This is a genomic window from Fimbriimonadaceae bacterium (assembly GCA_019454125.1).
In the GTDB taxonomy this organism is placed as follows: domain Bacteria; phylum Armatimonadota; class Fimbriimonadia; order Fimbriimonadales; family Fimbriimonadaceae; genus JALHNM01.
The window spans coordinates 70,460-93,101 of the sequence record CP075365.1 but is presented as its reverse complement, the minus strand read 5'-3'; the positions used below and the strand labels follow the sequence as shown (position 1 = coordinate 93,101).

The window sequence follows — 22,642 nt, the reverse complement described above, 5'->3', positions numbered from 1 at the left end:
CACATGAACTCTTCGGAAGAAAAAACTTGGGGCGCGCTCGCCCACGTCCTCGGCATGGTGGGGGGCTGGGTCGGCTTTGGCTGGGTGGTCGCCCTCGTGGTGTGGATGGTTTATAAGGACAAGTCCCGGTTTGTCGCCTTCCATGCGCTGCAGGCCCTGCTCTTTCAGGTCGCGCTCACCGTGCTGGGGATCGTCGCCGGCTTCCTCGCCGTGACGATCGTCTTGATCCCGGTCGCCATCGTGATGGGCATTGTCCTGCTGGTCGCGAGCTTCGCGCTCCCGATCCTGGGCGCGGTCAAGGCCTACGACGGGCAGCTCTACGAGCTTCCCTTGATCGGCACGATCGCCCGCCGGAACGCGCGGGTCTAAGCCCGCCCCGTCAGGGCTCGTAAGAGCCCTTTGTTCACATAGAGCATCTCGCGGCCGACCTTCTGACCTTCCAGCAAGCCGACCCGTTCCAGCTCGCGCAGGTATTCGCTCGCCGTTTGCCGCTTCGCGAGGCCAGCCTCGCTTAGGTGCGAGATCCGGACGTAGGGCTGGGAATAGACGAGCTCCACCAATTCCTTGCTATAGCCCTTGCGCATCCCGGTGCGCGCTGTCTCGACCCCTTGGGCGAGGGCGTCGCGAACGCTGAGGATCGTCTCGACCGTCTGCCGCGCGGTCTCTTCGACAGCTCGCAGCATGAAGATGGTCCAATCCTCCCATTCCCCACGCTCTGTCACGGCGCGGAGCAACTGGTAGTAGTCGTTCTTGTTCTCGATGACGAAGCGGCTCAAGTAGAGCACGGGGACGCGCAGCAGCCCTCGCGAGACCAAGTAGAGGATGTTCAGCACCCGCCCGGTGCGGCCGTTGCCGTCGGGATAGGGGTGGATCGCCTCGAACTGGTAATGGCCGACCGCCATCTTGATGAGCGGGTCGGTGCCGTCGCGGGCCTCCAAATAGTCCGCGACGTTATCGAGCAGGCCCTGGATCCGTGCCGTGCCAACCGGGGGCGTGTAGACGACCTCGCCCGTTCGCTGGTTGGCGATCTGGCACTGGCCGGGGCGTAGGTTGATGGAGCCTTCCTTTATCGTCCGGGCGATCTCCAGGAAGAGCTCCGGGCCGAGCCGCTCCCCCTTCCCCAATCTTTCGTAGCCGTGCCAGAGCGCCTCGCCGTAGCGCAGGACTTCCTTGGTCGGCGCATCGGTTTGGGAGGCGAGCTCGCCCAACGCCCGATAAAGCTCGTCGTTCGTGGTGACCACGTTCTCGATCTCGCTGGAGAGCTTTGCCTCCTGGACGAGGATCGACCGAAGGAGGACGGTCTGGTTCGGGATCAAATCCCCCGCCCACCGGAGCTCGGCCAAAGCCGAGTTCGCCGTGATCGCCGCCTTCAGCGTGGCCCTGGTCTCGACCTCAGCGCGGGGCGGCAAGGGAGAGAGTTCGTTATAGGGCTTGGTCGGCGCGTAGCCTTCTGTCGTCACCATCGACACATTACCTAAACGTGTCGATGAATCGCAGGATCCATCGACGTTTCTGAAGAATATGTCGATGGCTCGAACCGGTCGGTGGCGGAGAGGGAGGGATTACCTACACAGGGAACCTAAACCCTTCCCGACCGACTCAAAGTGTACCAGCGGTTGAGTCTGCGCTCATCCTAGGAGCGAGGACAACGTGCGTACAGACGTGCGTACAAGCCGGGTTCGCTGAACCGCTTGCAGCAAACGCTGCAAATGACTGACCGAAAACAATCGAAAACGCATGACAGACCCCGTGTGCGAGCATACGCTACCGGGCATTTCGAGTACAGGGAACGAGTCGGCGCAACGGGTCGAGTGACCAGATTTGCGTACGGCTACGTCTTCTCGAAGCATCCACTACCCAACGGGCTGCGCAAGCATTACGCTTCCGGGAAAACGAAAACGCAGGCAGAGGCGGCTGCTCGTGCAAAAGCAGATGCTCATGACGCCGAATGGCAGTTGAGGAACGGAGTGGCTCCCAGGGTCGTTCCGACGCTTCGTCAAGCACTGACCGAGCGCCACTTGCACAACGACCAGCCATTCACTTCCTTCAAGAAGTACCGCTCGGTGGTTGAGTTCGCATGCAGCTTCCAGCCCTTGGGGGTTGGCAGACCGCTTGGGGACTACCTATTGAACGAGATTCAACTGCATCATCTGGAGCCGATGTATCGAGCCTGGTGCAAAAACCATGTCGGGCAAAGTCAGCCGTTCATGCGGGACATGCTCAACGGTCTTTTCAAACGGCACATCAAGCTACGCAACGTTTCCGACAATCCAGCGGAAGACTTGCCAAGGGCGAAGCGAAGAAAGACTCGGAAGAAGCTGCAAGTCAGCGACGGCGACTTGCAGAAGTTGTTCGATGCCGCCGACATTCGCCTGAAAGCGGCACTGGTTTTGCTTCGGCGAAGTTTGCGGGCAGGAGAGGCACTTGCTGTGACCGAGGACTCCATTAAGGGTAGCAGGCTCACCGTTTGTTACCAAGTCAATGACCTTTGGAATCCGAACGGTGCTGAATCAAAGAGCGTGTGGGGACTCGCGAAACTCAAGCACGACGCCGAAGAAAAGAGCTTCGAACTGACTCAGGCTGAACTCGACATCCTTCATGAATCCCTGAAGCTAGCCAAAGCAACAAAGGTTTACAACGAGGTGACCCGGAAGTGGGAGAGCCACAGATTCGTCGTGCCGAACGCCAATGGTGCGGACTGGCATTATAACGACTTCCTTTTAGCGCTCAAGGAGTTGACCGAAAAGGTCGGGGTTCCATTTAGACCGCACGATGGTCGTCGGCTCTATGCCACGGGATTGATGCGCACGGAGTCGGTGAGCCCAGATGCCATCCGCCACAGCATGGGACATACCACGCTTGACACGACAATGCTGTACTTGCGGAGCAGCGATGAGGATGAAGCAAGGGTCAACGATGCCGCAGGACGCCAGGTGACGCAGGCTTTCGGGTTGCAGAGCAGGTAGCTGTGTCTCTGAAAACCTCGACCTAAACTCGGGTGGATTTCTCCAACCGGTCGATGGTTTTCTGACTTGAAGTCGAGTGACTTACGACTTCAAGTCAGTCTCCATTGAACCTGGGCGAATCGCTCAACTCAGAGAATTCAGAGTTCGAATCCCTACAAAGCGACTAGTTCGCCCGTCAGCCGAGGTTCTGGCTCCGAGTTGTCATCATGATGACTGTCGCCAAGAATCCAATCAACCGCTTTTTGAGCATGCGATGCAGCCTTGATGATGAGGCTCGCATCAGCGTTCAGCGCTTTGGTCAACCAAGAGTTGATGTAGTTCGTGGTAGGCGAGAGATTCTGAATGGATGCCTCGCTCGACAAGAACGCCGCTCCGATTTCAGCCAAAATTTCTTCTCGACTGTATTCATCTGAGCCAAAGTCGATGCCTGCACCAAGGGAGATTCTCCCCAAGCGGGAAGGGTGACCCGTCGAATGGATAAGCTCGTGATAGAGCGTTCCGTAGAACGCCTCTGGGGTCTCAAAGTCTCGCATGTGGGGAACCACCACTGCGTCTCGAACAGGATAATATGCCGCCTGCTCGGTGCCGAAGTGAAGGGTTGGGCAGTCTTTGTATCCAGCGACGATTCGCTCTGCAGCTTCGAACCCGCAGCCCTGTGCTTGAGCAATTGAGCCGCTCGGCAACTCAAGCCCGTTGCACTGCTCGACGTTGAACACGGTGAAAGCTCGGCAAACAACTCGCTCCTTCCCCGTCACCTCGTCTTCAACGTCCGACCATAACAACACCGTTGAACCCCTCTCGCCCTTGCAAACGGAACCGCCGAGAGCCCTTGCCTGGTTGAAGGTGAGCCACCGGTGGTCGCTGAACTCACTGAGCGAAAGCATGAACCTATTGATTCCTCGATAGGGTCTGTTGGTCACTGCATTGCATGGTCGTCGAACAGCCCACGGCTTTTTCCACGGCAGCACGTTGCCCGTCTCGATTGCCTGGATGACCTGCTCGGTGATTCTTTGGTAAGTGCTCTTCACCCCTGTTTATTCAGAGGCGCATCCACTTTGAGGAAATCAGTCCGTGTCCTGCTTGCTGTCGAACAGGGTTCCCTCATATCGGTTCTCCCAGTCAGGGATGAACCCATTGGCGGCGTGAGAGAACAGGGCGAAGTTGTCCCTCTTGACTTTCAGAGCCAGAAAGTAGATTGCAGCAGCGATTCGCCGATGCATGTCAGGCAAGAAGCTCAATGGTGCTTTAAGCGACACCTCATTGATGAGGCGCTCCAGGTAGGTCGGCTCCGTGCATGGGAATACGACTTCGCCCCGCATCAGATATGTGGTCAGCAGGGAGGTGTTCTCGACGAGGTGAACGACCGTCTTGTAAGCCACTTCCTCGACGACATCCCAGATATCGCTCTTGTCAAGCGGAGCGCCGTCATACAAGAGCCCCAGCAGTTCCATTTTGGCGTCAAGCGCCGTTGCCTCTCGAAGCCATTTGTACGTGTCCGGGAATGGCTGGCTCATCGCTGCACCAGCCCTTTCTTGAGCATTCGTGAGTCCGTCGAGAGCCTTGCACGGCGACTCCGACCGAGAACGATGTGAGGCATGGTGAACCGCCTCGAACAGTCTTCACCGCAATCTGACTCGATGCCATATAGTCCGCCGCTCGAAAACCGCTCGATTCGGAAGCTGCCATCGTAGAGTTCGTACCGAACCTCGGCGACCGCTCGGCAACTTTCGAACCACCGGTCACCTGCTCGAAAATCTCGAATCCGCTGAGCATCCTCTTCGGCGAAGTGACGACAGGCAGCCTCAATCGACCCGAACTGCTCGATGACTCGTGCTTTTTCAGCATCGGAAACATGGCTCCAGCCATCTCCAAAGTGGTCTGCAGCGGAGCGCTCAAGGTAGTCGGGCTCACCACAGGGGTCATGCTCCCAAACGAAGCTGACGGAGTGAACGAAGGGAGCGGGTTGAACTACCACATTCTCCTATCCGTAGCCATTCACAGTTTGAGGAAATGAGGCTGGAAGCTCATCCGGGTATCGTCTGAGAAAAGTATGATTGGAGGGTTGCGCCGATGCTGGATTTAAGACACGTCTACTCGCTGACCGACTTCCTGCGGAACCACAAAGAGCACATTGCTCGACTGTCGGAATCCAAGGCACCGGTCGTGTTGACGGTCAAAGGAAAGGCGACGCTGGTGCTCCAAGACGCCGAAGGTTATCAAGAGCTTTTGGAGCGGCTTGAACGGGCAGAAGGTAGAGGGCAGGGATGAACGCACAAACGCTGGGCTGGATTACAAATTTCATCTGGGGCATCGCCGACGACGTGCTCAGGGACGTTTACGTCCGGGGCAAATACCGGGATGTCATCCTGCCGATGGTCGTTATTCGACGCCTCGACGCCGTCCTGGAACCGACCAAGCAAGCCGTCCTGGACATGAAGAAGAACCTGGATGCAGCGGGCGTCGCCAACCAGGAGGCGGCACTTCGACAAGCTGCAGGTCAGGCGTTTTACAATGCGTCCCCTTTCACCCTCCGAGACCTCAAGTCCAGAGCGACCGCACAGCGCTTGAAGGATGATTTCGAGGCATATCTCGACGGTTTCTCTTCGAACGTTCAGGAGATTCTCGACAAATTCAAGTTCCGCAACCAGATTCCGACCCTCGTGGAAGCCGACATCCTTGGCAGCCTCATCGAGAAATTTCTTGACCGCTCCATCAACCTCTCACCACAGCCGGTGCTCGACACAGATGGCAAGGAGAAGGTTCCTGCTCTCGATAACCATGCGATGGGCACGATGTTCGAGGAGTTGATTCGCCGATTCAACGAGGAGAACAACGAGGAAGCCGGAGAGCACTTTACTCCCAGAGATGTCGTCAAGCTGATGGCGGAACTCATCTTCCGTCCAATCGCCGACCAGATACAGTCCGCCCCATACCTGGTCTACGATGCCGCCTGTGGAACCGGAGGCATGCTCACCGTTGCTGAAGAGCGGCTCAAAGAGCTTGCGAAAGAGCATGGGAAAGACGTGACCATTCACCTCTTTGGTCAGGAGGTGAATCCTGAGACCTATGCCATCACAAAGGCGGACTTGATTCTGAAAGGCGAGGGTGAAGAGGCAGAGAACTTCCGGCTCGGCTCAACGCTCTCTCAAGATGGTTTCCCGTCCCGTGAGTTCGACTTCATGCTCTCCAACCCGCCCTATGGCAAGAGTTGGAAGACCGACCTGGAGCGTATGGGCGGCAAGGGTGAACTCACCGACCAACGCTTCATCATCGAGCACGCTGGAGACCCCGAGTTCAGTCTCATCACCCGTTCCAGCGACGGTCAGTTGATGTTCCTCGTGAACAAGCTCGCCAAGATGAAGCACAACACGCCTCTCGGGAGTCGTATCGCCGAAGTACACAACGGCAGTTCGCTCTTCACAGGCGACGCTGGGCAGGGCGAGTCCAATATACGACGTTGGATTCTGGAGAATGACTGGCTTGAAGCCATCATTGCACTCCCGCTTAACATGTTCTACAACACCGGCATTGCCACGTACATCTGGGTGCTCACCAATCGAAAGCCAGAGCACCGGCGAGGCAAAGTCCAACTCATCGACGCTACGCAGTGGTTCAAGTCCCTGCGCAAGAACCTGGGCAAGAAGAACTGTGAACTTGCGCCTGAGGATATCCAGCGGGTCATGGATGCCTTCCTAGCATTCGAGGAGTCAGAGCAGTCAAAGCTCTTCCCCAATGAGGCGTTTGGATACTGGAAGGTCGTTGTCGAGCGTCCCCTGCGCATCAAGGGAATCGACCCGGCAAGAGCCTATTCTTCCAAGGAAATCAAGGAGCTTAAGGCGACGAACGGAGTGGACGAGTCTGCCCATCCGGTTATCAAGAAGATTCACAAGAACGCCGTAGCCGACCCCATGCACGGGCTTTTCGAAGTCGTCATCGGCGGCAAGACCTGCGTCGTGGAATACGAGCCAGACACCGACCTCCGAGACACCGAGAACGTGCCGCTGCTCGAAGATGGCGGCATCGAAGCGTTCATTCAGCGGGAAGTGCTGCCGAACGTACCTGATGCTTGGGTTGATGACGACAAAACGCAGATTGGCTACGAAATCAGCTTCACCCGCTACTTCTACAAGCCCAAGCCGATGCGGACGCTGGAAGAGATTCGGCGGGACATCGAAGCCCTGGAGAAAGAGACAGAGGGTCTGCTAGATGAGGTTCTCGTGGAGGTCGAGACATGAGCAGCGTGTTAGCACCAATCACAAAGGAGGTGCTGGTCTGGGCTCGCAAAGCTTCGCTTCGAACTGAAGAGGAGTTGGCTCAGGTTGCTGACGTTTCAGTCGAGAGATATCGGGAATGGGAATCTGGCGTTTCCTTTCCGACTCTTCGCCAAATTGAAAGGATAGCGAACAAGGTCAAGCGACCCTGCATTGTCTTCTTCATGCCCGAAGAACCTTCTGAACCCAAGCCCCTGCTGGATTACAGAACGGTGGGCAACCGAAGCAAAGGGAGTTTCTCAGCAGACCTCGTTCTCGATATTCGGCGAGCACGGTACCTTCAGTCGCGATTGGATGAGGACTGGGAAGATGTCCTTTCTGAGTGGACTTCAAACCTGCCTGCCTTCCAAATCAGCGACGACCCCGTTGTGCGGGCTGACGAAATGCGAACAGCCTTGGGCGTAACCTTAGCTCAGCAAAAGAAGTTCAAACTAGAAAATCGAGGTTTACGAGAGTGGAGGCACGCACTCTTCCTGACTGGCGTCCTCACATTCGGATTCAGAGTTGAACGAGAGCAGGCGTTGGGATTTGCTATTTGGCATCCCCGCTTCCCATTGGTTGGTTTCAACTTAGAAGGCTACAAGTCCCAACAGGTCTTTACACTCTTCCATGAGTTAGCGCACTTGTGCTTGCGACAGTCGGTGGTTTCCGATTTAGGAGCCGACCGTATTCAGACTGGTCGAGACGCAGTAAAGAGAACGGAGACGTTCTGCAACAGGTTCGCTTCGGCGCTACTTCTGCCACCGGGGGCGAAGGAGGTTCAAGCCGCCGTTGCTGACATCTCCAAAGAAGGAGCGACGGACGCTGGGCTCGTGGATAAGTATGCAAAGAAATTCCGGGTCAGCAAATACGTTTTGCTTCACAGGCTTATCGAATCGGGCAAAGTTCCCAAGTCCAAGTCCACTGCCGTATTCTCAGCTTGGAGAAAAATCGACGAAGAAGAGTCTGAACTTCGGGAGGCGAAGCAAAAGGCTCGGGAGGAGAAGAACAAGCTGCTTGGCAAGGAACGCAAAGGGGCATCGCCTGTTGCCGACTCCCTGTCGGCTCGTGGTGAGACCCTTACCCGACGAGTGCTTCAGGCGATGTCTTCGGGCACGCTTGAATTCTCCGATGCGCAAGACCTCTTAGGTCTGCGGGATTACCAGTTCGAAGCGCTAGAACTTGAGCTTAGTCGGCGCAAGGTGGTGGACTGATGGAAGCCATCTTCTATTGGGATGCGAATATCATCATCACGCTCAACGAGCAATTCCCATCGACAATAATCCCCAAGATTCACGAGCTTGCCGAGTCCCAGGTAAAGACTGGAAGGATAAGGGTGTGCGAACACGTATTCCGTGAAATGAAAGGCGGTGTCGCTAAGGAATGGGCTGACCAGCACAAGGAGAAGTGCTTTGAGCCTGTGACAAACGAGACTATGAAAGTTATTCGGGAAGTCGCTGCCATACCGGATTTTGTTGACGCCACCAAGACCGAGTCTGTCGATGCCGACCACTTCTTGGTTGCGACGGCTCTTGCCCATCACCGGAATCCTAATCAAGACCTGTTTGCAGGCGAAGCCATTGTCGTCACGATGGAGAAACGCAAGAAACCAGAGAAGCAGCGGTTAAAGGTTCCTGATGCCTGTGACCACCTTGGGGTCAAGTGTGTTGACTTCTACGGTTGGCTGAACGAGTGTGGCTACAAGTTGGACATCGTGCCCAAGGAAGGCTGAGAGTTGAGGAGGTTCGATGCAGATTGACTACGCAGCCCTCAGTGAAGAAAACCTCAAGCGCTATGGCACGGATGTCGGCGAATGGGCTCCTGAACTGCTCGCCAACCTGTACCACGAACGAACTCACTTCGTCTTCGAGCTTCTCCAAAACGCCGAGGATGCAATCCGAAAGCGAGCCAGCACCGGCTCACGCTCGGTTCGGTTCGAGCTAAGTCGTGAGGGGCTCAGAGTCTCCCACAAGGGCAAGCCGTTCGACGAAGCAGATGTTCGAGGAATCTGCGGCATTAACAAGAGCACCAAGAAGGATGAACTGACCGCAATCGGGCGATTTGGTATTGGCTTCAAGTCGGTTTATGCCGTCACCGACCGACCGGAGATTCGCTCGGCAGGACAACACTTTGCCATCGAAGACTATGTCCATCCCGTTGAATTGCAGCCCTGCGAACAGCAAGATGGCGAGACCAGCTTCTGGTTCCCTTTCCGCCCTGAAGACAGTCCAGCATTCGGTGAAATCAGTGAAGGGCTCGAAAAGCTGGATGCGAAAACCCTGCTGTTTCTCCGTCACGTCGAGGAAGTAGATTGGAGCATCGAGGACGGTGCAAGCGGCACGTACTGCCGTGAGTCGGTCGAGTTGAAGCCAGGATTGAGGCGAGTGACCCTCATTGGCACCAGTAACACGGGCGGAGAACTTGCAGAAGAGCAGTGGCTCGTCTTCTCTCGACCTGTCGAATCCGACGGCGTAGAGGTTGGAGCGGTTGAGATTGCCTACTCAGTGGACTTGGCATCGCCACCGGGCGAACTCAAGCTGAAACCCGTTGCCGACTCAAGACTGGCAGCGTTCTTTCCGACGAGCGTCCAAACGAATCTTGGGGTAGTTCTTCAAGCTCCCTATCGAACCACTCCGGCTCGGGACAACGTTCCCCCAAAAGCCACCTGGAATCAGCATCTCATCGAAGAGACTGCTTCGTTGCTTGTAGAGTCGTTGGGTGTGCTCAGAGACATGGACGCCCTTTCGGTCGATGTCCTCAGCGGGATGCCGATTGACGAGGACGACTTTCCTGAGGGCTCGATGTTCCGTCCCTTGTATGACGCCTTCGCTGAAGCCCTTGAACAGATTCCCCTCCTTCCCACTAGCGGCGGCAGCTTTGCGAGAGTTGGAGAAGTTAAGCTAACACGACGAGAGCTTATCGAACTGGTGAGCCCGGAGCAACTGCAAGCACTATTCGAGTCCGACACTGAGCTTGAATGGCTAGACCCAAATCTCACCTTGGAGCGGATGTCTGCGGTAAGCGACTACCTGCGAAACGAGCACGGTATCACAGAGTTAACACCGCAAGGCTTCGTAACGAGGGTGACGCCTCAGTTCCTTACGGCTCAACCTGATTCTTGGATTGAGCACCTCTACGAATATCTTGGGGGATTGCCCTATCTCTGGAAGGTCGCTGCAAACCTCAACAAACCTTGGGCGCGGCTTGAAGATGGTTCTCACGTTGCGGCTCGAAGTGGCGAAAGGCACAATGCCTATCTTCCTTCCGCCTCGACAAGTGGGTTCCCAACTGTTCGCTCCACTGTTTGTGCTTCGGAAGACGCATTCGCTTTCCTTCAGAACAGCCTCAAGCTCACCAAGCCTGACCCAGTGGACGGGGTCATCGTCAATATTCTGCCGTTGTACGGGGATGGAATGGAGCATGACGACCTCGAACTCTATCGAGAGCATCTGCAAGCGATTCAGTCCGCATTCGAAAACAGAAACACCAGAGAGCGCCTCACGAATGAGCTTCGCACTGCCTATTGGATTCCTTCAGTTGATGATACTGGGGTGCGGAAGTGGGTTGTGCCCACTCAGTGCTACCTTCCGACGGAGCGCCTCAAGACGCTATTCGAAGGCGTATCTGGCGTCCGCTTCATCGACGAGTCAGTGACAGGTCTGCAGGGGGAGGATATGCGGGAAGTTTTGCTTGCCAGCGGGGTTTCACGAACTCTGAAAACCGTCACGACAGACGCCAAGCCAGATGAGAGCGAACGTGCAGAACTCCGGCAGATGGCAGGCTATGCAACCTCAACGGGCGGTGAATCTCATGACAACCGGACGATTGGGCGTCTAAATGCCCTCCTTAAGCGCATTGCTGAACTGCCGTTTGAGCAGGCAGTGGTGCGTTGCCAAATCCTTTGGGATGCTCTAGGTGATTTGGTCGAATATCGACGTGAGGCTGTTCTGAGGGCAACGTACCATTGGTTTTATGGAACCGGACGCAGCACAAAGTATGACGCTGAGTTTGTTCGCATCCTTAAGGCTTCAGAGTGGATTCCGACTCCCGAGGGCAAACTTTCTAGTCCAGATGAGGTTGTGTTCGAGCACATCGAGCCACCATGGGAACCGAACGCCGTTCTCCAATCTGCACTCAAGTTCCGCCCATCTGCCCTAGCTCAGCTTGCTGAGGCGACTGGCTTGAACTTGGATGTCTTAAGCCGAATCAAGAAGAGCGGGCTTAGCGACGAAGAAGTCCTTCAGCGCCTTGGGTTAGTCATTGGGGTTGAGGAAGACGAGAACGAAGAGGGCGATAACAACAATCAAGGTGACGAGGGCGGCGATGCAGGAGATTCTGGAGCCAGTGCTGGTAGTGGCAGCAACCAGGGTGAGGGAACGGGTGCAGGAGGCGGAGGTGGTAGCTCAAATGTGGGGGGCTCAAGGTCAATTGGCAGTGGCTCCTCTAGCGGCGCAGGTGGGTCTAGTTCCTCGACCAGCAAGAACTCCCATGCCGGTCGTCGAGAGTTCTTCAGCTATCTGAAGACTCATCCCGTCGAGGTCGAGGACGATGAATTCTCGGATTCCGAGACCCATGAGCAGCGAATGAAGGTCGAGGCGGTCGCCATCGACCACATCCTCACGCTCGAATCAGACCTGCAGCGGACGCCAGCAGGCAACAAGGGCTATGACCTCTTTGGCACGGACGACGACGGTCACACGAACCGCTGGATTGAGGTCAAGGCGATGGTCGGCACGTTGGCGAATCATCCGGTCGGGATGTCGAAGGCGCAGTTCGAGATGGCTCTTGAGAAGGGCTACCGCTACTGGCTCTATATCGTCGAAAACGCCACTTCTGAGGAACCTCGAATCCTGAAAATCCAAGACCCTGCTGGGAATGCTCGAACCTTCACTTTCGATGAAGGATGGAGAGAGATTGCGATGGTCAGCCAGGTCAACGTCGAGACCGGCGAGGTGAAGGCGTGAGCACGGCGCTCAAGCAGAATTCGGACTTCCAGCCAACGGCTCTTGAGTGGCTTGGAGAGTTCCCGAGCCGCTGGCAAGTAGAGCCCGGATTGGCTGTCCTCCAGGAACGGCAGGTCAAGAACATCGGTCTGGTTGAACCCACAGTGCTCTCTCTCAGCTACGGTCGAGTGGTCATCAAGCCACAGGACAAGCTGCGTGGACTCGTGCCCGAATCATTCGAGACCTACCAGATTGTCGAACCAGGCAACATCATCATTCGACCGACCGACCTACAGAACGACCATGTCAGTCTGCGAGTGGGTCAGGCGAAAGACCGAGGCATCATCACCTCAGCGTATATGTGCCTCGAAACGAAGGGCAAGCTGACGGAGGATTATGCCCACCTGTTGCTTCACGCATACGACATCAAGAAGGTGTTCTATGGGTTAGGGTCAGGTCTACGGCAGAATCTGTCTTGGGTGGACTTCCGACGCCTGCCAATCCCCGTTCCGCCTCCCGACGAGCAGGCGCAAATTGTGCGCTTCATTCGCCACCTCGACCATCGGGTGAATCAGCTTATCAAGACCAAGCGGCGGCTCATCGAGTTGCTGAACGAGCAGAAGCAAGCCATCATCCACCGTGCCGTCACCCGAGGTCTCGACCCCACCGTCCCCCTCAAACCCTCCGGCATCGACTGGCTGGAAGAGATTCCAGCCCACTGGAATGAGGTGAAAGTAAAGTGGGCATTCAGAACTACCAGTGGAGGAACGCCAAACACCTCCATGCAGGAGCTTTACTACGGTGGTTCAACTCCGTGGATTCGAACGACCGACCTGACCAACGACATCATGGATTCCTTCGAAATTGGAATCACCGACCGGGCGCTTCGGGATACAGCCTGCAAAGTCGTTTCAGCAGGAACGGTATTGGTCGCCATGTACGGCGGCGCTGGAACAATTGGCAAGAATGGACTCCTCACATTCCCAGCGGCGCTCAATCAGGCTGTTTGCGGAATCCTTCCGAACAAGAGATTCCAACCTGAATTCCTCTTTAGGTTCATGCAACTTCAACGCCCTTTCTGGATGGTGGGTGCGGATGGAACACGCAAAGACCCGAACATCAGCCAAGGGCGAATTCGGGACTGCGTCATCATAGAGCCACCGCTGTCTGAACAAGCCGGAATAGTTACTCGGATTGCAGAAGAGAGCCGAGAAATCGACCGCGCACTACAACTGACGAGGTCTGAAATCGACTTCATTCGTGAATACCGCACCCGCCTCGTCGCTGACGTGGTGACCGGTCAACTCGATGTCCGCCACCTCGACTTGCCCGAGGTCGAAGAATCGCTCTTCGAAGCCATTGATGCCCACTCGCCGGAGGACTTGGAGCTTGAGGACGAGGAAACAGAGAACTAGTAAGGCGAAGGAAGCGGTGCCATCCGACTCAACAAAGTTCTCGCCTGTCAGTACGGTGCCAGCCGCCTTGGTGCCCGAACCAAAGAGCGCTAAGCCATCGAACGCTCAAATTTGCAGGGAGGCTTGGGAGCTTGAAAAGCTTCGAATTACTCAGGCAGAACAGAGCTACTTTCAGATTCGAACGAGTTCAAGTATCGTTGCAAGCTTTGCCTCAGGCGGGTCGGTGGCAGCGCTGGTCGCCCTCGTCTCTCTTCTCAAAGATGCCCAGGAGGTCGGGATGGTGTTGATAGTTGGGGGTTTGAGTTCGACCGCTCTGCTTGTATTGGGTTCATTTCTTGCTCTTGCGGGAGCCCTCACACGCAAGGTGCGCAATCTACCTAACGGGAATCAAATCATCGAGAAAGAAGGAGGATACGACTCGGAGGCGCAACTTCTGAGGCAGCTTATTGACAACGCTGAGTCTTTCATCGCAGACCATATCGAGCGCACCAAGACCATCGGTCGAGGACTTCGCTGGGGTGTGGTCTTACTCCTCATCTCCACGGCAATCTCATTCAGTTTGTCGTTCTCTATCGTCTTCACTTCAGCAATGAACAAAGAACAGATTTCCAAGCCGATTACGAGGTCGGAGCCTCCAATGCCGCCTCGACAGCCAGCGATGGACGGGGGCACAATCGAACGTGGAGAAAAGCCACCAAGAACGACCACGCCTCCGCCAACAACCAAGAAGTAGCCATGTTCAATCCAGAAACTGATGAAGATATGCCGCCTCGACAGGTGGCAATGGAAAGTGAGGTCGTCGAGAAGGGCGGCGATAAGGGTGAGACCAAGGAAATCAAACCTCCTCGGGACAACGACGGCAAGGACTGAAACACTATTGAGCGTCGTCCTCCTTTCGAAGCCTGAGCCCGAGACTCAGCAAGGGCATGTTCAGTTAAGTCAGGCTACGAATCTGCCTTGGCTTGCTTCATGCCCAGCCCACTGGCGCATCGTTCGACCGAAGACCATCTTGCGGCGCATGCAGCGACCGGTGAGACTCTGCGACGAAGTGGTCACTTGCTTCCGAGACGGCGAGGTCACGTTGCGTCATCCCAAGAAGCCACAGGGCATCATGGAGTCGCTCTTTGAGGTCGGTTACCAGGGAGTCCGAGAGGGTGACCTGGTAATTCACGACCTCGATGCCTATGCCGGAGCCATTGGGGTTTCCGACTCGGATGGAAAGACCACGCCTGCCTGCGCCGTCTGCACGACCCTTCCTGGAGCCGATGCACACTACTTGGCTCTCTTGTTTCGTGACCTGGCTCGGAACGGCTTCCTCTTTGCGGCTGCCCGTGGCGTGCGAGAACGGGTCGCTGACTTGCTGTTTGGCAACTTCGCCTCACTGAAGATTCCTCTGCCTCCGCCCGATGAGCAGCTTGCCATCGTTCGGCGTGTGGCGGTGTTCGACGGGAAGATGAACCGCCTGGTCGCTGCCAAGGAACGGATGCTGGCGCTCTTGGACGAACAGGAACAGGCTTTGCTGCAGCATGTCGTGGACACGAACACGGCAAACGGTGAGATTCTGAGACTCCCGTTCACCCGGTGCTTCTCGACCCGCATCGACAACCGAGGCACGACTCCCAACCGAACCGACTCTGGGCGGCGTCTGGTGACCTCGAAGAACGTCCGCCAAGGCTATGTGGACTATGAGGTGTCGGTGGACTTCGTCTCAGAGTCTCACGAATTTGAGAATGCCCGACGACCCGAGGTCGGAGACCTGCTGATGACGACTGAGGCTCCAATGGGGCATTTCGCTCTGGCTGACCGACCGGACATCTCCATCGCCCAACGAGTGGTCGCCTTCCGCCCTCGTTTGGATTTGGTGGTTCCTGAGTTTCTGCTGATGGTGTGCCGGTCGGGTGCGTTCCAGGATGAGCTTCGCCGACTTGCGACCGGTGCCGGTGCGGTGGGGATTCGCACGAGCCGCCTGTCGGAACTTCAGGTTGCGGTGTCTTCATTGGAGAGCCAGCGCACGGCCGTGCGCTGGTTTGATGACCACGTTCGTCCTGTCCTTCGTGCGAAGAGGAGGTTGGCGAAGGAGTTGGCTCTGCTGCGGGAGTATCGGGCGAGGATAGTTTCTGACGTGGTGACGGGGCAAAGGGAGGTTCGATGCAAGCCCGAGTTTATTTGATGGGTATTTGATTGGCAGCCTTCTCAGAGCGAGTTTTAGGTTCAAGTTGACCCCGATTCTTATTTGATGGTCATTTGATGGAGCGGTGAGTCAAGCGTCCCGATTTCAATAGACCCGGCAGTTTTGCGGGTTTCGTTTATTACACTTAGGCGTATAATATCCATATGAGCAGCCTACAAGACCGAAGATTGGAGCCCTCTGAAATCTCGCCCGAGATTCTGAAGCAGCTTGACGGACTCATCCACACGGGTGAAGCCAGCCTCGTTGGTCTTCATGGCGAGCGCATCGCCCTACCGAAGCCCCTCAACGACCTCCTGCTGTTCATCGTGGACTCAATGAAGCGCAAGCAAGCAATTTTGCTCATGCCTGAGGACGAGGCTTTCACGACTCAGGCTGCGGCGAACTTCTTGGGCATGTCTCGCCCATTCCTTCTGAGGCTGCTTGAAAACGGCAGGATTCCGTTCCATCGAGTCGGAACCCACAGGCGCATCATGTTCAAAGACCTCCTGGTGTTTCAGGAGGCTAGGAACAAGGAGCGAAGCAAGGCACTGACTGACCTGACCAAGTTGATGGACGAGGAAGGAGTCTACGACCGACGCTTGGAGTCGGAAGAGTAAATGCCGGTCAGGGCGGACTTTGCCGTCGTCCTTGACGCCTGCGTACTCGCAGAGGCTTCGGTCGCCGACCTCTATCTCCGCCTGTCTGAAGAACCCCGCCTTCTCCTACCTAAGTGGACGGAGCGGATTTGGGACGAAGTTGACCGGACTTGTCGAGACAAGCTGAGTTGGAGACCCGAAGTGGTTGCAAAGCGCCGAGAGGTTGCTACGAACTTCTTTGAGGAAGCGATGGTTTCTGGGTTCGAGCACCTGGAGTGCAAGTGCGACAATAACGAAGACGACCGCCATGTGTTGGCAGCGGCGATTCATGAGAAGGTCGAGACCATCGTGACGACGAATATCAAGCACTTCCCTTCCGAGGCACTCGACCCCTGGGGCATTGTTGCTGTTCACCCTGGAACGTATCTAATCACTCTTTTTGAGCACGACAGGGGAGTTGTCGTTGACAAGCTCTATCGCCTCTCGGGAGACCGTGGAAAGAGCGTTGAGGTAACTCTGGGCAGGTTGGCTTGGACGGTTCCTAGTTTCTCCGCTCACGTTGGAGAAGCGCTGGGAATTCTGGTGCCTGAAGTCACTCCAGCCGAATGGAGGTTGAATTGACCGACACCAGCGAGAAGGGACTCGAACTTCTCATCATTCGCAGCCTCACTGGGCTCACCAATGAGCAGATTCTCAAGCCGGTCGCTCCAGGCATTGCAGAGAACCCAACTGGCTACGGTGGCGCTGGCTATGTGCTGGGGCGCTCCCAAGACTACAGTAGAGAATATGCGGTTGACCTGACTTACCTCCTTCAGTTCCTCGCTCAGACTCAACCGAAGGTGTTTGCCCAGCTTGACCTTGGCACCGATGGAATAAAGAGAACCCAGTTTCTGACCCGACTTCAAGGAGAAATCGCCAAGCGTGGAATCGTAGACGTGCTTCGCAAAGGCGTCTCTCACCAAGCTGCGCACGTCGAACTGTTCTATGGGACACCCTCACCGGGCAACCAGAAGGCGAAGGAACGCTGGGACTCCAACATCTTCAGCATCACCAGGCAACTCTGCTACAGCAAGGATGAAACCCAGCTTGCGCTCGACCTCTGCCTTTTCATCAATGGTTTACCGATTGCGACCTTCGAACTCAAGAACAGCCTGACCAAGCAGACGGTCGAGGACGCCGTCCAGCAATACAAGCGAGACCGGGACAGTCGTGAACTGCTCTTTCAATTCGCTCGATGCCTGGTTCACTTCGCCGTGGATGACGCCGAGGTTCGGTTCTGTACTCACCTCCGGGACAAGGCTTCCTGGTTCCTCCCATTCAACAAAGGCTGGAATGATGGCGCTGGCAACCCGCCGAACCCCAATGGACTCAAAACGGACTATCTGTGGAAAGAGATACTCACCAAAGAAGGTCTGACCGACATCATCGAAAACTATGCTGAGCGGGTTGAGGAGAAAGACCCCAAGACAGGCAAAGTCAAGCGCCTCCTCATCTTCCCTAGATTTCACCAGCGGGATGTGGTGCGGAAGCTTTTGGCGGACACACGAACGCACGGGTCTGGCAAGCGCTACCTGATTCAACACTCGGCGGGAAGCGGCAAGTCAAACTCAATTGCATGGCTGGCTCATCAGCTTGTCGGTCTGGAGAAGGACTCCGTGCCGGTCTTTGACTCCGTCATCGTCGTGACCGACAGGGTCATCCTCGACAAACAAATCCGGGACACCATCAAGCAGTTCGCCCAAGTTGGGTCAGTGGTGGGTCATGCTGAGCGCTCGGGGCAACTCAAAGATTTCCTCAAGAACGGAAAGAAAATCATTATCACGACTGTCCAGAAGTTTCCGTTCATCTTGGACGACATCGGCTCTGCGAACAAGGACAGCACGTTCGCCATCCTCATCGACGAGGCGCATTCGAGCCAAGGCGGTCAGACCGCTGCGAAGATGAACATTGCTCTCTCGGGCACCTCAGCCGAGGACGACGAAGAAGACACGGAAGACCAAATCAACCGCATCATGGCAGCCCGGAAGATGCTGCCGAACGCCTCATATTTTGCGTTCACTGCGACTCCCAAGAACAAGACCTTGGAAGTCTTTGGCGAGCCTTATCCCGAAGGAGATGTGGTCAAGCATCGACCATTCCATAGCTACACGATGAAGCAGGCGATTCAGGAGGGCTTCATCCTGGACGTGCTCAAAAGCTACACGCCGGTCAACTCCTATTACAACCTCATCAAGACCGTCGAGGATGACCCCGAGTTCGATTCCAGGAAGGCTCAGCGAAAGCTCCGCAAGTACGTCGAGTCACATACCCACGCCATTCGGGAGAAGAGCGAAATCATGGTTGACCACTTCCACGACCATGTGATTGCCAAGCAGAAGATTGGCGGTCAGGCGAGGGCAATGGTCATCACGGGAAGCATCAAGAGAGCCATCGACTACTTCCACGCTTTTCAGGACTACCTGAAGGAGCGCAAGAGCCCGTACAAAGCCATCGTTGCCTTCTCTGGCGAGCATGAATACGGCGGTCAGAAGGTGACCGAGGCATCTCTGAACGGATTTGCCAGCAACAAGATTGCCGAGATGATTCAGGAAGACCCTTACCGCTTCCTAATCTGCGCCGACAAGTTCCAGACCGGGTACGACGAGCCACTCCTCCACACCATGTATGTGGACAAACCGCTCTCTGGAATCAAGGCTGTTCAAACTCTTTCACGGTTGAATAGGGCGCACCCCAAAAAGCACGACACCTTTGTGCTGGACTTTGTCAACGACATCGACACGATTCAGATGGCGTTCGACGATTACTACCGCACGACCGTTCTGGCTCGTGAGACTGACCCGAACAAGCTGCATGACCTCAAGGCTGACCTCGATGGCGCTCAGGTTTACAGCGATTCCGACATTCGACAGCTAGTCGAGCTTTATCTCGCTGGTGCCGACCGTGACACGCTTGACCCGATTCTCGATGGCTGCGTCGCCACGTATCTGGACTTGCTGGACGAGGATGGACAGGTTGAGTTCAAGGGCAAAGCCAAGGCGTTCGTCCGCACCTATGGGTTCTTAGCCTCGGTTCTGACCTACAGCATCGCCTCATGGGAACGGCTGTCCATCTTCCTGAATTTCCTCATTCCCAAACTTCCAGCCCCTAAAGAGGAGGACTTATCCAAGGGAATTCTGGAGTCCATCGACATGGACAGTTATCGGGTCGAGGTTCGGTCGGCGCTTTCGATTTCGCTGACAGACGAGGATTCCGAGATTGAGCCCGTGCCAACAGCAGGCGGAGGGCACCCTCCTGAGCCTGAGCTTGACAGGCTGAGCAACATCCTCAAGTCGTTCAATGACCAGTTCGGGAATATCGAGTGGAAGGACGGAGACAAGATAAAGGAGGTCATCACGCAGGAGATTCCAGCGAAGGTGGCGGCGGACAAGGCGTATCAAAACGCCATTGCCAACTCCGACAAGCAGAACGCTCGGATTGAGCACGACAAGGCTCTGCAACGGGTGCTAGTCGAGCTACTTACCGACCACACGGAATTGTTCAAACAGTTCTCCGACAACCCTGCTTTCAAAAAGTGGCTGTCGGACACGAATTTCAATTCGACCTACACAGACGGGCGCTGAAATAAGGCTTGCCAGAAAATGGGGCATTTCGTCTAATCAAACTCGACGATTGCTTCGAGGTCATCCAGCCAGCCATCGAGGGCTTGAAACTTGTGATGGTAAAAGCCGTAGACGAGGATGCTGAAGTTCAGGGACTTCTTGGTTTCCAAGCGTCGGGCGACCAGATTGTCCACCCACACTTTCAGTTTGGCGTCTGTAAGCGGTGCTGGCGGCTCATCGGCATCAGGCAGACCAGTGAGAAGCAACCCAAGCCTTGATGCCTCGGCTTCCAGGTCGATGAGTCTTTGAGAGAGTGAACGAAGCGCAGTAGCGGCTTCTTCCAAGGGAATCGTAAAGGTCGGCATACCTCTTAGCCAAACCAGTCACCAGTCATGAGGAAACTTGTGAAGCGTGGGCAGTCCTTCACTGTTTTCCTCAAAATCGTGCGCTGTTCGAATCCCTAGGTGATGAAAACCACGATTTGCACATACAAAGAGCTTCAAAGAGCCATCGAGCACTTCGCATTGACCGCAAACAATATCATTCTCGTCGGCGACCCCGGTCTTGCCAAAACTTCGATTGTCAAGAATGCGGTCAATGGGTCGGGCAAGCACATCGACGGGAACCTCTCGGCATTCGAATTCTATAAGCTGCTCTATCAGCATCAAGATGAACTGTTCGTTCTGGACGACGTGGACTCCCTATATGGTGACAGAGCTTTCATCCGACTGCTCAAGCAAGCTTGCCAGACGGCTGAAATCAAGACCGTATCTTGGCGAACAAGACATAGTGACCTCGGCGATGAGGGCGTCCCAGTTGAATTCGAGACGAAGAGCCGATTTGTCATCATTGCCAATGACTGGCGCACTTTGAACCGAAATGTCGCCGCCATTGAAGACCGGGGACTTCTCATTCACTTTGCACCTAGCCCCGAGGACATCCACAAGTATGTCGAGACCTGGTTTGACGACCGAGAGGTTCTTGACTTTGTCTGGAAATGGCTGCCCTATGTCAGCACCGTCAGCGCAAGACTCTACATCACGGCGTCGCAGTTGAGAAAAGGCAATCTGGATTGGCAGCGGACTGTCCTCGATACGATGGGCATCGACAACAACACTCGACTGCTCGTCGATTTGCAGGCGCTAGACATCCCGACCGAAAAGAGGGTTGAGGAGTATGCGAGGCTAACCGGACGAAGCAGAGCAACCTACTTCCGAGACTTGAACAGGTTGATGGAGCGCCGCAATCGAGACCGCTCAACAGATGGAGAGTCACAGTCGTGAGCGTCATCCGGTATTGCTCGCAATGGTTTCGGGATGAGATTTTGAGACTATATCCGGCTCTCGATTCAAAGCCGGGACGATGGGAGTTCCTCCAGTATCTGCTCTACGGAGTGCACTTCGACGATGACGAGAAGCTCATCATCTCAAGGGACGAGCTTTCCGAATGGATGGGCAGACAAAGGCACTTCGGCAGCGGGCACGGCAGCGTGAGAAGAATTGCAGAAGACTTTTCAACGCATGTGTTTGCAGTCTCACTTGGCGGTCATGAATACAGTCCCTCAATGGGAAAGTTCCTCTCAAAGACCGTGAACTCGCCCCTTCCAACAGCCCTTTCGGGGCTCTGGGAGGCAGAACGCCGCACACGCCAAACCCCGAGAATACAGTTCGTGTCTGGCTCGAAGGCTATTGTGCCCGACGAGTTACCGGTGCTCAATTCATCTTGCGAAGCTTCCGTGGAAATGGCGCAATACATGAACGACCTCCCTACAAACCGATTCACTGCAGCCGTCGAGCGTCATTGGGAAGAGGCAGCTTCCCTCGCAGCGGAACTGGGAGATATTAACTCTGGGGTAGGAAAGCACTGTGCGGCTACCCTGTCCCGCCTTCTGACCCATCCCAAACCAATCTACAAGACCGTCAAACGGAGTGCCCGAATCTACCCTGCTCACAAAGCTATGCTGCCTTCATTGAAGCGGTGCGTTCGGGAGGTCATTTGTAAAGACTGGATGAAGTGCGATTTGCGTGCGGCGCAGTATGCGATTAACGTGGCTATATGGCAACTTGGAGAGTTTGGCTGTTCATTTACGGAGCGCCCATACGATGAAATCATCGAAGACCTTGGATTACCGTCCGAATCGAGAGAGCAAATCAAGGAGTTGATATTCTGCTTGTTTTATGGCATGTCGAATACGGGCGGAGGCAGGGTCAACCTTCCAAAGAAGGCTGAACAAATTCGAGGGGGACTTTGGGGAGAGCTTCGGAAGCACCGTCTCTTCAATCCACTACTCAGAGGTCGAGAGGAGGTCAAGCGGAGGATTCGTGCAGAGGGCTATGCCACCGACGCTTGGGGCAGGATAATTCCGCTTGTTCCAGACTCGAAAGGCGACAATGTTAAGAGCATCATGGCTCAAGTGTCGCAGAGTTACGAACAGAGAATCATGTTTGCGGCTTATGAACTAGCTCAGCGAAGCAGAGGAAAACATGGATTTACCATCCTTGTGAATACCTTCGATGGGCTACATCTCCATCCACATGACACTTCAGACCGAGCTTGCTTGAGACGAAGAATCTCCGGTGTCGTAAGTCAGGAATGTAGCGAGTTGGGAATTCCAACTAGCCTTGAGTGGTCTGAGGCTTGAGCCCTTTCAGGGCGACAAAGTCGCTCCCACTGGAATTTCTCCTAATTTCTATCCATATCTCC

Annotated in this window: 19 protein-coding genes; 15 read left to right on the top strand and 4 right to left on the bottom strand. The window is 55.4% G+C overall.

Features of this window, described 5'->3' with window-relative positions; translation table 11 throughout:
• The first annotated feature begins 3 nt into the window (after positions 1-3).
• A complete protein-coding gene (locus KF733_00530; protein QYK55976.1) occupies positions 4-369 on the top strand; it encodes a DUF4870 domain-containing protein in 366 nt (121 codons plus the stop codon).
• On the opposite strand, the gene KF733_00525 is transcribed toward KF733_00530, so the two are convergent.
• Positions 366-1,463 carry a Fic family protein gene (locus KF733_00525; protein QYK55975.1) on the bottom strand — a complete coding sequence of 366 codons (1,098 nt, stop codon included), beginning with the start codon at positions 1,461-1,463 and terminating at the stop codon, positions 366-368. The genes KF733_00530 and KF733_00525 overlap by 4 nt on opposite strands.
• Before the next feature lie 348 nt (positions 1,464-1,811).
• Between KF733_00525 and KF733_00520 the strand changes: the two genes are divergently transcribed.
• Positions 1,812-2,966, top strand: coding sequence for a site-specific integrase (locus tag KF733_00520; protein QYK55974.1), 1,155 nt, complete (start codon positions 1,812-1,814; stop codon positions 2,964-2,966).
• Positions 2,967-3,118: 152 nt separating this feature from the next.
• Here the strand turns inward: KF733_00520 and KF733_00515 are convergent, their stop codons facing one another.
• Positions 3,119-3,994, bottom strand: coding sequence for a DUF1738 domain-containing protein (locus KF733_00515; GenBank protein ID QYK55973.1), 876 nt, complete (start codon positions 3,992-3,994; stop codon positions 3,119-3,121).
• Positions 3,995-4,030: 36 nt separating this feature from the next.
• The gene (locus KF733_00510; protein ID QYK55972.1) at positions 4,031-4,480 is read right to left on the bottom strand and encodes a hypothetical protein; all 450 of its coding nucleotides are present in this window, start codon (positions 4,478-4,480) and stop codon (positions 4,031-4,033) included.
• Between the two features lie 556 nt (positions 4,481-5,036).
• Here KF733_00510 and KF733_00505 point away from each other — a divergent pair.
• The 11 genes from KF733_00505 (at position 5,037) to KF733_00455 (ending at position 19,960) form a co-directional block, all read left to right on the top strand.
• Positions 5,037-5,234 (top strand): hypothetical protein, encoded by a 198-nt coding sequence (locus KF733_00505; protein ID QYK55971.1) that lies wholly within the window; start codon positions 5,037-5,039, stop codon positions 5,232-5,234.
• Positions 5,231-7,201: an SAM-dependent DNA methyltransferase gene (locus KF733_00500; protein QYK55970.1), complete on the top strand. Its 1,971-nt coding sequence runs from the start codon at positions 5,231-5,233 to the stop codon at positions 7,199-7,201. The genes KF733_00505 and KF733_00500 overlap by 4 nt, the downstream gene beginning before the upstream one ends.
• Positions 7,198-8,430 carry an ImmA/IrrE family metallo-endopeptidase gene (locus KF733_00495; GenBank protein QYK55969.1) on the top strand — a complete coding sequence of 411 codons (1,233 nt, stop codon included), beginning with the start codon at positions 7,198-7,200 and terminating at the stop codon, positions 8,428-8,430. Before KF733_00500 ends, KF733_00495 begins: the two co-directional genes overlap by 4 nt.
• A complete protein-coding gene (locus tag KF733_00490) occupies positions 8,430-8,948 on the top strand; it encodes a DUF4411 family protein (protein QYK55968.1) in 519 nt (172 codons plus the stop codon). Before KF733_00495 ends, KF733_00490 begins: the two co-directional genes overlap by 1 nt.
• A 16-nt stretch (positions 8,949-8,964) precedes the next feature.
• Positions 8,965-12,180, top strand: coding sequence for a DUF3883 domain-containing protein (locus KF733_00485; protein QYK55967.1), 3,216 nt, complete (start codon positions 8,965-8,967; stop codon positions 12,178-12,180).
• Positions 12,177-13,574 carry a restriction endonuclease subunit S gene (locus KF733_00480; protein QYK55966.1) on the top strand — a complete coding sequence of 466 codons (1,398 nt, stop codon included), beginning with the start codon at positions 12,177-12,179 and terminating at the stop codon, positions 13,572-13,574. Before KF733_00485 ends, KF733_00480 begins: the two co-directional genes overlap by 4 nt.
• 70 nt (positions 13,575-13,644) lie before the next feature.
• Positions 13,645-14,307, top strand: a complete 663-nt coding sequence (locus KF733_00475; GenBank protein QYK55965.1) for a hypothetical protein — start codon at positions 13,645-13,647, stop codon at positions 14,305-14,307.
• A gap of 285 nt (positions 14,308-14,592) precedes the next feature.
• On the top strand, positions 14,593-15,744 hold the full coding sequence (locus tag KF733_00470; protein QYK55964.1) for a restriction endonuclease subunit S: 1,152 nt from the start codon (positions 14,593-14,595) through the stop codon (positions 15,742-15,744).
• Positions 15,745-15,908: 164 nt separating this feature from the next.
• On the top strand, positions 15,909-16,361 hold the full coding sequence (locus KF733_00465) for an excisionase family DNA-binding protein (protein ID QYK55963.1): 453 nt from the start codon (positions 15,909-15,911) through the stop codon (positions 16,359-16,361).
• Positions 16,362-16,961: a PIN domain-containing protein gene (locus KF733_00460; GenBank protein ID QYK55962.1), complete on the top strand. Its 600-nt coding sequence runs from the start codon at positions 16,362-16,364 to the stop codon at positions 16,959-16,961.
• Positions 16,958-19,960, top strand: coding sequence for a type I restriction endonuclease subunit R (locus KF733_00455; protein QYK55961.1), 3,003 nt, complete (start codon positions 16,958-16,960; stop codon positions 19,958-19,960). The genes KF733_00460 and KF733_00455 overlap by 4 nt, the downstream gene beginning before the upstream one ends.
• Before the next feature lie 32 nt (positions 19,961-19,992).
• On the opposite strand, the gene KF733_00450 is transcribed toward KF733_00455, so the two are convergent.
• Positions 19,993-20,304, bottom strand: a complete 312-nt coding sequence (locus tag KF733_00450) for a hypothetical protein (protein QYK55960.1) — start codon at positions 20,302-20,304, stop codon at positions 19,993-19,995.
• Between the two features lie 102 nt (positions 20,305-20,406).
• On the opposite strand from KF733_00450, the gene KF733_00445 reads away from it, so the two are divergent.
• The gene (locus KF733_00445) at positions 20,407-21,222 is read left to right on the top strand and encodes a hypothetical protein (GenBank protein QYK55959.1); all 816 of its coding nucleotides are present in this window, start codon (positions 20,407-20,409) and stop codon (positions 21,220-21,222) included.
• Entirely contained in the window at positions 21,219-22,580 is a 1,362-nt protein-coding gene (locus KF733_00440; protein QYK55958.1) for a hypothetical protein, read from the top strand. Before KF733_00445 ends, KF733_00440 begins: the two co-directional genes overlap by 4 nt.
• Positions 22,581-22,642: the final 62 nt, after the last annotated feature.